Here is a 12,554-nt window from a genome sequence, read left to right as displayed (position 1 = left end):
TTTTTTAAAAGTTTACGTTAATACCTACCTGATAGCCTTTAGGCTGCGGATATACGGCATAGTCAATGCCATTGGTTAGCGATGAACCACTTGGATTTCTGTTACCCACCTCAGGATCATAGCCGCTGTATTTTGTAAACGTCAGAATGTTTTGTGCTGATACGTAAATAGTAAGGTTCTTAACTGCTCCTCTAGTAATAGACTGCAATGATTTATCTGCAACATTATAGCTCAACATGATATTTTTAAGACGGAGATAAGAGCCATCTTCCAAAAAGCGTCCTGAAGGCCTGGCATTCTGATTAGGATCAGAAGAGACAGCACGGGGAACATTGGTATTTGTATTCGACGGCGTCCACGCATCTAATACTCTGGTACCGGCATTAAAGAAACGTACCATTCCTTCTGTGGTAGTGCGCAACGCATTGTATATTTTGTTGCCTTGTACACCCTGGAAGAAAACAGTCAGGCCAAACCCTTTATAGTTCGCGCCGGCATTAAGTGCATACGTGAATTTTGGAATAAAACTGCCTAAAAATGTACGGTCATTACCGTCAATAACACCATCACCATTCAGGTCTTTGAATTTAAAATCGCCGGGGGATGTACGGGGTTGTGATGGATCCTGAGGGGCAACCTGTGTTGCATGTTTATCAATCTCATCCTGAGATTGAAATATCCCTTCTATTACCCAGCCATAAAAAGATTGAACTGGATGGCCTGGTGCCGTATTGGTAACATTGTACCCTTCCGTGAGGTCAACATCTGAACCGGCTTCTATATTAGTTACGCCTTCTGCAAGGGAAAGTACTTTATTGGAAATAACGCTGAGATTGGCTGTTGCGTTCCAGGTAAAATCACCTTGCGTTTCGTTATAACCTAACTGAAACTCAAAACCATTGTTTCTCATTGCTGCTACGTTTTGATTCACAGTACCGTTTAAGAATCCAAGTGAAGGTGCGATGGGAAGTGCAATGATCAGGTTATCTGTTTTACGCTGGTAATATTCGGCTGATAAGGTGATTGAATTATTCAGCAAGCCAAGATCCAAACCTATATTTAGCTGTTTGGTAGTTTCCCAGTTCAAATTTGAATTACCTAATGCCTGAATTGAAGACACCGGGCCACTTGTTAGAACATCACCAAAAGGATAGTACGCGCTGTTGGAACTAACACTTACCAGCCAGGGTGTATTCCCTAAAACAGTACCATTAAGGCCTGTGACACCATAACCAGCACGTACTTTCAGTTCAGAAATCGTTTCCTGGTCTTTCATAAAATCTTCCTGGTCTATTCTCCAGCCTACAGAACCGGACGGAAAGGTTGCCCATTTTCTGCCTGGAGCCCACACAGAAAGGCCATCCCGGCGTATGGCGCCGCTTAACAAATATTTTCCTTTATAATCGTAGGTAACACGACCGAGATAGGATATAAGGGAATTTTCTCCAATAAGCGTTTGAACAGAAACATTACTTGCATTGTTCAAGGTTTTGAGTTCATTGGAAGCCTGGTTGCCGCTTGCATTTTCATTGCGTACCCGCTGGCCCTGGTATTCATATACAGCAGTTGCCGTTACATGATGATCGCCAAATGTTTTATCAAACGAAAGCTGTTGAGTATATAACTGAACAGTAGAAACTGACCTGTTGTTAGTAATGGTAGCCAGTATGGCACTTGAGCCGGCTACGGTACCACCATCATTAAATATGGGTGCAAAGCGATAGTCTAATCCATTGGCATAATCAATACCCATTGTGGAGCGAAACTTTAACCAGTCAGTAAAATTTATTTCAGCATATGCTGTTCCTAAAATTTTTGCCACTTTCCTGTTGCCCGGGTTTTTCACAACTGCATCTTCAATTGGATTGGTGGGGTCGCCGCCGTCCAATACAGAGTTTACACCCCTAAAGCCATCTGAAGTGGTAGGGTCGTACACCGGCATATAAGGCATCAGTTTAATTACATTCACCAGGTTTGACCTTGTGCCTGTTTCATTATTGTCATAAGCCTGGTTGCCATAAGCCATATAGAGGTTTTCGCCAAAAGTGAAGACCTTGCCAATTTTATGTTCTGAATTTATACGGAAGTTATAACGACGATAACCTACGGTAGGTGAGGTGCCTTTTTGATCAAAAAAGCCGGCAGAAGCATAAAAGCGGGAAACATCGTTACCGCCACTTAAACCTATATTGGTTTGCGTCATTGAACCTTGTTTAAAATATGCATCCTGCCAGTCGGTAACATTATTACCATAAGTGGTGGCAGCGCCGTCGTAGATGGGCTGGTTAACCCATACCGGATCGTAGCCCGGATCACGCCTGGGCACTAAACTTCCTCTGTAAGCAATAGCATATTGATCAAATTGTTCAGGATTTAGCAGGTCTAATCTTTGGGTAATATCCTGAATGCCATAATAAGAATTAAGGCTTACATGAAATTTGCCATCCCTGCTGCCTTTTTTGGTAGTAATCATAATTACACCGCTGGTGGCGCGGGAACCGTATATAGCGGCTGCGGAAGCATCTTTCAATACATCTACAGATTCTATATCCCTTGTATCAATGGTTGAGAGATCGCCTGTAGGGAAGCCATCCACCACATATAAAGGGTTAGAAGCATAACTAATAGAACTTATACCTCTTATTGTAACAATCGGGGATGTGCCGGGGCTCCCGTTGTTTACAACCGAAAGGCCAGGCACACGGCCCTGTAACGCCTGCTGCACGCTTACAACAGGAACTTCATTTAATGTTTTATTGTTAACCGTTGAAATAGCCCCCGTCACGTTTGTACGTTTTTGGGTACCGTAACCAACAACAATTACCTGCTCAAGCTGGGAATTAGTTGAGGTTAATGAAACGGTTATGTTGCTTTGATTGCCCACCGCAATTTCCTGGGCGGTAAAGCCTACAGAGCTTATTACCAGCACATCCGCAGGCGATGCGGATATAGAAAATGCTCCGTTTTCATTGGTGGTAGTTCCTCGGGAAGTTCCTTTTACGGTTACGGAAGCTGCGGGTACAGGTTTGCCTGTTTCATCCGTAACTTTTCCCTGTACTGTCTGGGCATTCGCAGTGGTTTGAAGTGCCGAGAAAAAAATAAACGTTAAAATGGTCAGTACCTGTTTTCTGGCAACAGCAAACAAATACCTCGTTAGTCGATTTGGCATGTTGATAATCATAAGAGTTGTTTTTAGAAATAAAAAGCTGTATTAGGTTATAGATTAAGTTCAGTGAATACAAATCAAGAATAGTAAGCAAACAATTATATCAGTCGTCGTACTAAAAATATTAATGGAAAAACAAAGCAATCATCTATTCCGGATTTGCGATAGTTTATAGAAACCGATTACGGAGAAGACACCTGTTTTTAGCTTAGCGCTGCATTTTCATCTTATTTATTTTCTGCACAATCGTTACATTTTATCCTATAAAAGATCGATTTCGGAGCTAAAGTAACATTTTATTTATTTTAGCAATCGATTGCATCAATTTTTTTTTAATTTGCTGCCAAATTGAAAAAATGGTCACGAAGGATGTATAAAAAGATAAATTCCAGTGAAGCGAATGCAATCAGTTTTTTGTCTCATAAACAAGCAGTCAGTTTAAACAGCTTTAGTCTTAAAGCTGTTTTTAATATGTTCAAAGTGTAAACTACAACTATGATTTTTGAAACAACGAGATTGACCGTGCGGGAATTTACATACGATGACGCCACCTGCTTTTTCCAGATAAATGGCAATGAGACTGTGATGAAGCATATAAGAAAAGCCTTGACCAGGACAGCATCTGATAGTTTTCTGAATGAAAATATTCAGTTTTACAGGCAACATGCAGGACTTGGCCGCTGGTGTGTTACAGAGAAAACCGGCCGTAATTTTATTGGCACTTTTGCACTTATTTACCTGCCTTTTGAAGACGAGAAGCATAAAGTACAAATTGGTTATGCGCTGCTGCCCGGTGCCTGGGGCAAAGGCTACGCCACAGAACTAACAATGGCTGGAATAGACTATTATTTTAAGCATCATGCATATTCAGAATTGCACGCTATTACAACCGTGCAGAATGATGCTTCTAAAAAAGTTTTACTTAAATGCGGGTTTAAGGAAAATGGAATAACACAAAATGGAAAGGAATTAGCGCAACGATATATTTATATAAACGAGACAGTTTAAAGAACGTGCTATTTAAAAAAATAGGCCTGCCCTGAAAAGAGCTGGCCGTTGCTAACCTATGAAAAACACCAAGTTAAATATCGTATGTATTAAGTTAATACTTATTTATGTAATCAATTGCAAAGATAATTATATTATTAAAAGTAACACTGTGTCAAATGACACAAACTCCCCACATTTTATTTACCAACCGTTTTTAACACTCTGTTTAATAGTATTTAATGGATGGAATTTTTATCATTCCGCATCAAAAAACCTGATAAGCTTCAATTAATCAAGATCGGATGCAATAAGCTTTAAAAATTCGTTGCGGGTTGGATATTTTTCAAACTCGCCAAAAAAAGCAGATGTAGTTGTTACTGAATTTTGCTTCTGAACGCCACGCATCATCATACATAAATGTTTTGCCTCAATCACTACTGCCACGCCAAGAGGGTTTAACGCTTCTTTTATAGCATCAAGAATTTGTGTTGTAAGCCTTTCCTGCACTTGCAGTCTTCTCGAAAAAACATCCACCACCCTGGCAATTTTGCTTAAACCGGTTATATAACCATTAGGTATATAAGCAATATGCGCTTTGCCAAAAAAAGGCAGCATGTGGTGTTCGCACATGCTATACAGCTCAATATCCTTTACAACAATCATCTCGCTGATATTTTCATGAAACTTGGCTGAATTTAATATTGCAATGGCATCCTGGCTATAGCCCTGCGTATTATGCAACATGGCTTTTGCAATACGCTCGGGCGTTTTCAGCAAGCCTTCACGCTGCACATCTTCGCCAATACTTTCGATTATATTACTATAACTTTTCTTTAAGCTGTTAATGGCTTCCTCATCATAATAGATTTTCTTTTCGTATAACATCGCTCTCCTTTTGTGTTAAATATTTATGCAGGGTACTCTACAAAGTTCCTTTCAGTTTCGTACAGGCGCACCTGTAAATCAAAATCGCTCTTTATTAATGGCCGCAGTATTTTATAAATGATAATAGCAATATTTTCTGCAGTAGGGTTTAAGTTTTTAAATTCTTCAACATCGAGGTTGAGGTTTTTATGATCGAAACGTGCCAAAACATTTGCCCGGATGATTTCACTTAATTCCTTAAGATCAATTACAAAGCCTGTTTGCGCATCGGGCACGCCTGTTATTTTTACTATCAGTTCATAATTATGGCCATGAAAATTTGGATTGTTGCATTTACCAAATACCTTTTCATTGGTGGCTTCATCAAAAGCATTGTTATGCAGGCGGTGCGCTGCATTAAAATGTTCTTTGCGGTAAACGGCTACTTTTTCGTTCATAATTTATTCTCCAAAATACTCTACATAAATTCTCGGCGTTTCATATAGTTTTAAGCTGTGTAAGGTAACATTTGCAGGAATATGTGGCTGAAGCTGTTTCCATATTTCAACTATCAAATTCTCTGTGCTGCACATTTTTCCTTCGAGGAATTCTACGTCGAGATTAAGATTTTTATGATCGAGCTTTTCAATTACACGCTCTTTTATAATGCGGCTTAATTGCTTGGCATCCATTATAAAACCGGTGTTTTTATCCGGAACGCCCTTCACGGTTACGAAAAGCTCAAAATTGTGTCCATGCCAGTTTTCGTTGGCGCAGGCCCCGAACACGGCCTCATTTCTTTCCTTGCTCCACGCGGGATTATATAGTTTATGCGCTGCATTAAAATGCTCCAGCCTCGTTAAATAAACCATCGCTGCTTTAAAAAATTTGCGCAAAGTTACGGCAAACGAAGGCTTTTGGTGCAAGCCTCGTACTATAAGCTATGTTTCAGGAAATTCAGTATTAATATTGTGAAACAGTTGAAAAGGAACAGGTTTTCATGGCCAAAGCTTTATAACCTGGTACGGTAGTATAACGTGCATAACAATACCGCTATTTTTTATGAAAAAGTAAGCCTGCTTTTAACCCGTAAGTCATGAAATGAAAATTGCCGTTGTCTTTACTTTTTGTAAAGTTTGATAAGCTGTAAGAAACCTGCGGGCCGGCATAAACAGACGTGTTTTTACCGGTGTTGAATTTAAAATTAAGCCCCGCCTGTAATTGCCATTGCGTTTTACGCAGCAAGTCGGGATTTGAAAAATAGATATTGCTTTCTTCGTTATAAATAAGAGAATTTGAATTGAGCAATTGCCGCACAGAAAACCCTGCATTATAACCGAATGCAAACACTTTGCGCTGAAATAAATGCTGCTGAAAAGAAACGGGTAATTCTATAAAGTTATATTTATTGGTATAATCTTTCACAATGCCCGGCCGGTAATAATTGTTTACGATATTATTGGGGCTTATAGCATAATTCGCATTAATCACACCACGTACGTTAGATTCTGTTGAAAGGTGCGTAAAATTTAATCCTGCGGCTATTACACTGTTCTTTGATACGCTGCGTTGTACTTCAATCCCAAAACTGTAAGCTTTTGATAAAGTATATGCATGTTTATTGAAAACCGTGTCACCACTGATTATAGCTGTGGGAGAGTATAATGCCTGCGATGCTAACTTTTCGGGTTTGCCAAGGCCTTTAATTGCATGGTTCATTCCATAAGAAGCATTTACACCCCACTGCCATTTAGGAAGTTTATTGTTTTGCAAAACCGGTTTTGCAATTTCTATATTATTGTGCAGCGTATTGCTTGAGTCGTTTTTAGCAATGTTATTATCAATGGTAACCGGCGGTTGATTGATGGCCTGGGTTGTTTCAGGATTCTCTTGTGTTATATCTTTTTGCAATGCATCAGCTTTATCGTTATCACTGTTAGCATTTGTTATAACATTACCGGGCTGTTCTTTGCTGTTTAAGGCATTGCCCTTTGTTATAGTTGAAGGAATAGGAGTTTGATTTTTTCCGATGCTTTTGTTAATACCAACCCCATGCCCGTTTTTGCTGATGAAGTTAACCTGGCTTTTAGCTGGCGGCAATGGAGATTTGCGGCTATCAATATTGTTCTTTTCAACTTCATCGTTTATTGCAGCTACACCTGAGTCGAAGGCTGCGCTATCCTGTGCAATAGCTGTATTGCTGTTATTTGTTGCAACTGTATTTTGTACTGTGTCTTTTTTATTGCCTGTGTAATAAAATAGCAATCCCGCAGCAGCCAAACCTGTAGCCAGCAAAAAAACGAAGGGCAACCTGCGCCGGCGCTTCTCCTTCAGCCTGCGGCTTATTTTTGCCCAGGCTTCATCAGACGGAGCCGGCTTAAAGCCCTCCATCAAATTTTTCACCTGTTTTTCAAATTCATTTTCCTGCATACCGCTGTTGTTTAATTTTCTCATTTCTTTTCTCAATCCAGGCAACCATCATTGTTCTTGCCCTCGCATACTGCGATCTTGAAGTGCCGGTATGTATGCCCAGCATTTCGCCAATCTCCACATGCGTAAAACCTTCCACTGCGTGAAGGTTAAAAATAGTTTGGCATCCGGTTGGCAATTGCCGTATTAAATCTGCCAGTTCTTTTGCCTGTAAATGAATCATCGGATTTTCTGTAGATACCGGGTGAAGATTGTCTTCTTCATATAGCATTTCTGTGCTGTAGCGTTTACTCTGCTTAAGATAATTCAAGGCTGTATTTACCATGATGCGCCGTATCCATGCGCCCAGCTCGCCCTCCTGCCGGTAGTGCTGAAGATTGCGAAAAACCTTTATAAAACCTTCCTGCAAAACATCTTCCGCATCGGCTGCAGATTTAGTATATCTGTAGCAAATGCCATACATGTCAGCTGCAAAATGATTATATAGTTGTTTTTGCGCTTCCGACTTTCCTCTAAGGCAATTCTTTACAAGTTCTTTATAGTCCATCCGGATGTTTAGCTGACAATGGCAAATGATAAAGCGTTGCAATAACGGCTAAAATTTTTGTTGCCTGCCGGAAATTTTATGAAAGGAAAATCATTTCTTTTTTGATATTTTCAAATAACTACATTTGCCGCCGGTTTGGTTTTGAAGGATGGAAGAATTTTCATCTGACAAATTAAAAGGGAATCCTGTTAAAATCAGGAGCTATCCCCGTAGCTGTAAGCTTTGTGAATTATGAGTATTCTATCTTATTCATTATTCACCTGCTGAATATAAAACCACTGTTCGGGAACGAACGGGAAGGATTTCAGCAGCCGGCAAGCCAGAAGACCTGCCAAACAAAAATATTATCTGGGCTTTCGGGTGAAAGGCAGAATGATAAGGTCTTACTGCAGAAGACATTTTCATTTCTATTATTCTTCGCGAAAGTTCATTCTTCAAAAACATTTAAAACATTCAAAAGAAGAATGAGCATGAAAAAAATTATTGTTACCGCACTTGTATTGGCGCTTACACAATTTGTAAAAGCGCAAACAGATTCATCAGAAAATTTATTGGATGATGTAGTAGTTACCGCAACAAAATCGCCCAAGAAAATGAGCGAAACGGGCAAGGTTATTAAAGTAATTACCAAAGACCAGATTGAACGCAGCGGCAGCAAAGACCTGGCGCAAATATTAAATGAACAGGTTGGCATTACTATTAACAGCGCAACAAGCAATCCCGGCAAAGACAAATCATTATACCTGCTTGGCGCAACAGATAAATACACCCTGATTTTACTGGATGGTATTCCACTCAATGAACCTGCAGGCGTTGGCGGCAGCTTTGATTTGCGTTTATTATCGCTCGACAATGTTGAGCGCATTGAAATTTTGCAGGGCAGCCAAAGTACTTTATATGGGTCCAATGCAGTGGCCGGTGTTGTAAATATCATTTCAAAAAAACCGGATACAAAAAAGCCGCAGTTAAACGGGTTGCTTACTTATGGCAGCTATAACAGTATTAAAGGCAATGCCAATATAAGCCAGAAAGCTAAGTTGCTGGAATATAATCTGAATTATACTTATTATAATACTGATGGCATAAGCGAAGCAAAAGATACAACAGGCAAAGCAGGTTTTGATAAAGATGGATTTACGCAGCATGCCTTGCAGGGAATTATTGGTATTAATATAACGGATAAGTTTAAGCTTTCACCTTATTTCCGTTACACGCATTTTAAAGGCGGTTATGATGCTGATGCATTTATGGATGCACCAAACACATATATCTCTTCGCTTGTAAATACAGGGCTTAACGGCAACTATAATTATAAAAATGGCAGCTTGCATTTTAATTATGGCTATGATTTCACAAAACGTGATTACAGGAGCTCGTATGCTTTTCAGTCGAGCGGGAAGTTTAATCATGCGGAAGCCTACGTCAATCAAACCTTCAGCAGGCATATACAAATGGTGGCAGGATTGAATTATCAATCTTATAGAATAAAAGATGTTGATAGCACCAACAGCATTATCAGCCCGTATATATCTTTCTTTTTACACAGTAATAATGGTTTTAATCTTGAGCTCGGCGGCAGGTACAATCATCACAATCAATACGGCGATAACCTTACATACAGTTTTAATCCTTCTTATCTTATAAACAATACCGTAAAAATTTTTGCAAACGTTACAAGCGGTTTCAGGGCGCCTTCTATCAGCGAATTGTTTGGGCCTTATGGCGCTAATCCACGCCTGAAGCCCGAAAAATCAAACACGCAGGAAGCCGGTGCGCAAACTTTTTTTATAGATAAAAAATTAGCGGTTACGGTTAATGGTTTTAACCGTTATATCAATGATGTAATTATTTATGGCGCCAATGGTTATGAAAATTTAAACAGGCAACATGATTATGGCGTACAGGCTGAGGTGAATTACAATAACAAAAATTTGCAATTAAGCGCCTCTTATGCGTATATAACCGGCAAGCTTACAGATAAAACTTCCGGTAAAGACACCAGCTATTTTAATCTTGTGCGCAGGCCGAAGAATGCTGTTAAACTATTTGCAGGTTATAACATAACACCGTCTTTGTATGTAAGCACCACTTTGCAGGTAACGGGCAAGCGCACCGATAATTATTTTGATCCGGAAACATTCCTGTCTTCCCAGGTTGATTTAAATGCTTACACTTTATGGGGCGCTTATATTCAATACAGTTTTCTGAAGAAACATTTGAATGTTTTTGTTGATATAAAGAATATTGCCAATACCACAAACTACTATGAAGTGTATGGCTATGCTGTACAAGGCACAACGGTAAATGCCGGCCTTCGTTTCAAATTATAAAGCGCGTATAAGAATGTTGCCGCGGTGTTTGGATGTCCATAAAAATCTTTATTTGGTCAAGGCAAAGAAATATTGAAGAGGCATAATATTGTATGCCTGCTTATGAAGAAAAGATTTGTCCGCGTTGCGGCTGTATCTTTGAGCGCAAAGCAGGCAATATATTACAGTGCCAATGTTACGGCATACAATTCAGTATCGAGGAAAGGATTTTATTGAAGATCGTTACCGCGATTGTTTAGGCGCAAACTGTTTGCTGCTGCTTAGAACAGGAATGTATTATTTAGAAAAGATATTTACTCAAACCAAAATAACCATGTTGAAGACACCTTCATTTTTTAACTGGAGCGGGGGAAAAGATGCAGCATTAGCTTTACATAAGGCATTGCTTTCAGGGGAGTATGATATTCAGTATTTGCTTACAAGCTTTAACAGTGTTCATAACCGCGTATCCATGCATGGTGTACGAAGGTCTCTAACGGAAGCGCAGGCTGCGGCTATTGGATTACCGTTAATTACAGTTGAATTATCCGAAGATCCGTCAATGGAAGAATATGAAACAAAGATGCGCGAAGCATTGACTGTATTAAGAGATAAGGGCTGCTATACATCCATCTATGGTGATATTTTCCTGGAAGACCTTAGAACATACCGGGAAGAAAAACTAAAATCCGGCGGCCTGGAATGTGTTTTTCCATTGTGGAAAACGGATACCGCTGTTTTAATAAAAGAATTTGTAGATACTGGCTTTAAAGCTGTTATCGCATGCGTAAATGCTGCTTTTCTTGATAAAAATTTTTGTGGAAGATTGATAGATGAATCTTTTATTAATGACTTGCCAAAGAATGTTGATCCCTGCGGTGAAAATGGAGAGTTTCATTCTTTTGTTTTTGACGGCCCTATATTTAAACAGCCCGTAAAGTTTAAGCAGGGAAGAACAACGTATAAGCAATACGAAGTGTCAAGATTGAATAATGTGGACGATGTAAAAAAGAAATATGGATTTTGGTTTTGCGATCTTGAAATGGTGAATTAGTGGGATTAGCCACAGCTACACAAATAAAATCTATGCATCTGTGGCAATATTATTTCCCGAATGCCTGCAGGCTGCTGCCGAATATTTTTACCGCGATAGCAAGCAGTATAACGCCAAAAAATTTACGTATCGCAATCAGGCCTGCTTTACCTAAAATTTTTTCAAGCCATTTTAATAAATGGAGAGCTATGAAAATAATTACAAGGTTTATGAGAATGCCCATAAGTATATAATTGTCTTCAAAGTTTGCTTTAAGCGACATAATAGTTGTGAGCGTTCCCGTGCCTGCAATCAGCGGAAATGCAATGGGAACCAGCGTTCCGGTTGAGCCCGGCTCTTCTTTAAAAATATCAAGGCCCAGCACCATTTCAAGCCCAACTAAAAACATAACAATGGAACCGCCCACAGCAAAGGAATGCACATCCAGGTTCATTACTTTCAATATGGGCCTGCCGGCATACAAAAACAACAGCATTAAAACACCGCTTGCCAGTGTTACTTTCCATGAATTAAGCTGGCCGGTTTTATTTTTTTGCGCTATAAGCACTGGTATTGAACCTATAATATCAATAACCGCAAATAATGTAAATGTTACTGTAAGTATTTTGTTTAATTCCATACCACGGTTTATACAAAGTTAATTTCGTTTGCAAGACATTAAACGATGAATACATTTGCATTCAATTAAATTTATATAATGAAAGGATTTTTATTTACGCTGGGCCTGTTTATTTTTTTACAGGCGCAATCGCAAAGCACCGATACTGCACATTTATATAATCCCAAAGCTAATGCTGAAAAAGAAATTGCTGCAGCCGTTAAACTGGCAAAGTCAACCCATAAATATGTATTGATACAAGGCGGCGGCAACTGGTGCAGCTGGTGTAAACGCTTTAGCATAACGGTTGCCAATGATGCAAAGCTCGATTCAATAGTGAATGCAGATTTTGTGGTTTATCATCTTAACTACAGTGAAGAAAATAAAAATCAAAAACTGTTTGCCAAATACGGTTACCCGCAGCGTTTCGGTTTTCCTGTTTTTATAGTGCTTGATGAAAACGGCAACCGCATTCACACGCAAAACTCTGTTTATCTTGAAGAAGGCAAAGGTTATAATAAAGAAAAAATAGCTGATTTCTTTACAGCATGGAGCCCGGCAGCATTGGATCAAAAGAGTTATAAAGAATAAAGTGA

The 12,554-nt window shown here is 39.3% G+C and carries 11 protein-coding genes and 1 riboswitch; of the genes, 4 read left to right on the top strand and 7 right to left on the bottom strand.

Translation table 11 applies throughout. The features are described 5' to 3' along the window. Positions 1-4 precede the first annotated feature (4 nt). Positions 5-3,169 (bottom strand): SusC/RagA family TonB-linked outer membrane protein, encoded by a 3,165-nt coding sequence (locus tag ACTHN6_RS12635; RefSeq protein WP_440436127.1) that lies wholly within the window; start codon positions 3,167-3,169, stop codon positions 5-7. A gap of 492 nt (positions 3,170-3,661) precedes the next feature. On the opposite strand from ACTHN6_RS12635, the gene ACTHN6_RS12630 reads away from it, so the two are divergent. Further along, positions 3,662-4,174 (top strand): GNAT family N-acetyltransferase, encoded by a 513-nt coding sequence (locus ACTHN6_RS12630; RefSeq protein ID WP_440436126.1) that lies wholly within the window; start codon positions 3,662-3,664, stop codon positions 4,172-4,174. Positions 4,175-4,444: 270 nt separating this feature from the next. On the opposite strand, the gene folE is transcribed toward ACTHN6_RS12630, so the two are convergent. The 5 genes from folE to ACTHN6_RS12605 form a co-directional block, all read right to left on the bottom strand. Next, positions 4,445-5,041, bottom strand: coding sequence for a GTP cyclohydrolase I FolE (gene folE, locus ACTHN6_RS12625; protein ID WP_440436125.1), 597 nt, complete (start codon positions 5,039-5,041; stop codon positions 4,445-4,447). 23 nt (positions 5,042-5,064) lie between these two features. Beyond that, positions 5,065-5,478 (bottom strand): 6-pyruvoyl trahydropterin synthase family protein, encoded by a 414-nt coding sequence (locus ACTHN6_RS12620; protein WP_440436124.1) that lies wholly within the window; start codon positions 5,476-5,478, stop codon positions 5,065-5,067. A gap of 3 nt (positions 5,479-5,481) precedes the next feature. Further along, positions 5,482-5,892 (bottom strand): 6-pyruvoyl trahydropterin synthase family protein, encoded by a 411-nt coding sequence (locus ACTHN6_RS12615; protein WP_440436123.1) that lies wholly within the window; start codon positions 5,890-5,892, stop codon positions 5,482-5,484. 181 nt (positions 5,893-6,073) lie between these two features. After that, the gene (locus ACTHN6_RS12610; protein WP_440436122.1) at positions 6,074-7,474 is read right to left on the bottom strand and encodes a hypothetical protein; all 1,401 of its coding nucleotides are present in this window, start codon (positions 7,472-7,474) and stop codon (positions 6,074-6,076) included. After that, positions 7,437-7,997, bottom strand: coding sequence for an RNA polymerase sigma factor (locus ACTHN6_RS12605; RefSeq protein WP_440436121.1), 561 nt, complete (start codon positions 7,995-7,997; stop codon positions 7,437-7,439). Before ACTHN6_RS12605 ends, ACTHN6_RS12610 begins: the two co-directional genes overlap by 38 nt. Positions 7,998-8,116: 119 nt before the next feature. Then, positions 8,117-8,347: riboswitch (cobalamin riboswitch) on the top strand. Positions 8,348-8,467: 120 nt separating this feature from the next. Here ACTHN6_RS12605 and ACTHN6_RS12600 point away from each other — a divergent pair. Continuing rightward, entirely contained in the window at positions 8,468-10,327 is a 1,860-nt protein-coding gene (locus tag ACTHN6_RS12600; protein ID WP_440436120.1) for a TonB-dependent receptor plug domain-containing protein, read from the top strand. Positions 10,328-10,640: 313 nt separating this feature from the next. Then, entirely contained in the window at positions 10,641-11,360 is a 720-nt protein-coding gene (locus ACTHN6_RS12595) for a diphthine--ammonia ligase (RefSeq protein WP_440436119.1), read from the top strand. Between the two features lie 49 nt (positions 11,361-11,409). Here ACTHN6_RS12595 and ACTHN6_RS12590 read toward each other — a convergent pair whose 3' ends face one another. Continuing rightward, complete coding sequence (locus ACTHN6_RS12590) at positions 11,410-11,979, bottom strand: MarC family protein (RefSeq protein WP_440436118.1); 570 nt, start codon at positions 11,977-11,979, stop codon at positions 11,410-11,412. Positions 11,980-12,057: 78 nt separating this feature from the next. Here ACTHN6_RS12590 and ACTHN6_RS12585 point away from each other — a divergent pair, with 78 nt between their 5' ends. Beyond that, entirely contained in the window at positions 12,058-12,549 is a 492-nt protein-coding gene (locus ACTHN6_RS12585) for a thioredoxin family protein (RefSeq protein WP_440436117.1), read from the top strand. Positions 12,550-12,554: the final 5 nt, after the last annotated feature.

It is taken from the genome of Parafilimonas sp. (assembly GCF_051953455.1).
Lineage (GTDB): Bacteria > Bacteroidota > Bacteroidia > Chitinophagales > Chitinophagaceae > Parafilimonas.
The sequence above is the reverse complement of the archived record's forward strand: the minus strand, read 5'-3'. Positions and strand labels throughout refer to the sequence as shown.

Coding starts and splice junctions, on each gene's coding strand:
- ACTHN6_RS12635 (WP_440436127.1), bottom strand. CDS start 3,169: ATGCCAAATCGACTAACGAGGTATTTGTTTGCTGTTGCCAGAAAACAG.
- ACTHN6_RS12630 (WP_440436126.1), top strand. CDS start 3,662: ATGATTTTTGAAACAACGAGATTGACCGTGCGGGAATTTACATACGAT.
- folE (WP_440436125.1), bottom strand. CDS start 5,041: ATGTTATACGAAAAGAAAATCTATTATGATGAGGAAGCCATTAACAGC.
- ACTHN6_RS12620 (WP_440436124.1), bottom strand. CDS start 5,478: ATGAACGAAAAAGTAGCCGTTTACCGCAAAGAACATTTTAATGCAGCG.
- ACTHN6_RS12615 (WP_440436123.1), bottom strand. CDS start 5,892: ATGGTTTATTTAACGAGGCTGGAGCATTTTAATGCAGCGCATAAACTA.
- ACTHN6_RS12610 (WP_440436122.1), bottom strand. CDS start 7,474: ATGAGAAAATTAAACAACAGCGGTATGCAGGAAAATGAATTTGAAAAA.
- ACTHN6_RS12605 (WP_440436121.1), bottom strand. CDS start 7,997: ATGGACTATAAAGAACTTGTAAAGAATTGCCTTAGAGGAAAGTCGGAA.
- ACTHN6_RS12600 (WP_440436120.1), top strand. CDS start 8,468: ATGAAAAAAATTATTGTTACCGCACTTGTATTGGCGCTTACACAATTT.
- ACTHN6_RS12595 (WP_440436119.1), top strand. CDS start 10,641: ATGTTGAAGACACCTTCATTTTTTAACTGGAGCGGGGGAAAAGATGCA.
- ACTHN6_RS12590 (WP_440436118.1), bottom strand. CDS start 11,979: ATGGAATTAAACAAAATACTTACAGTAACATTTACATTATTTGCGGTT.
- ACTHN6_RS12585 (WP_440436117.1), top strand. CDS start 12,058: ATGAAAGGATTTTTATTTACGCTGGGCCTGTTTATTTTTTTACAGGCG.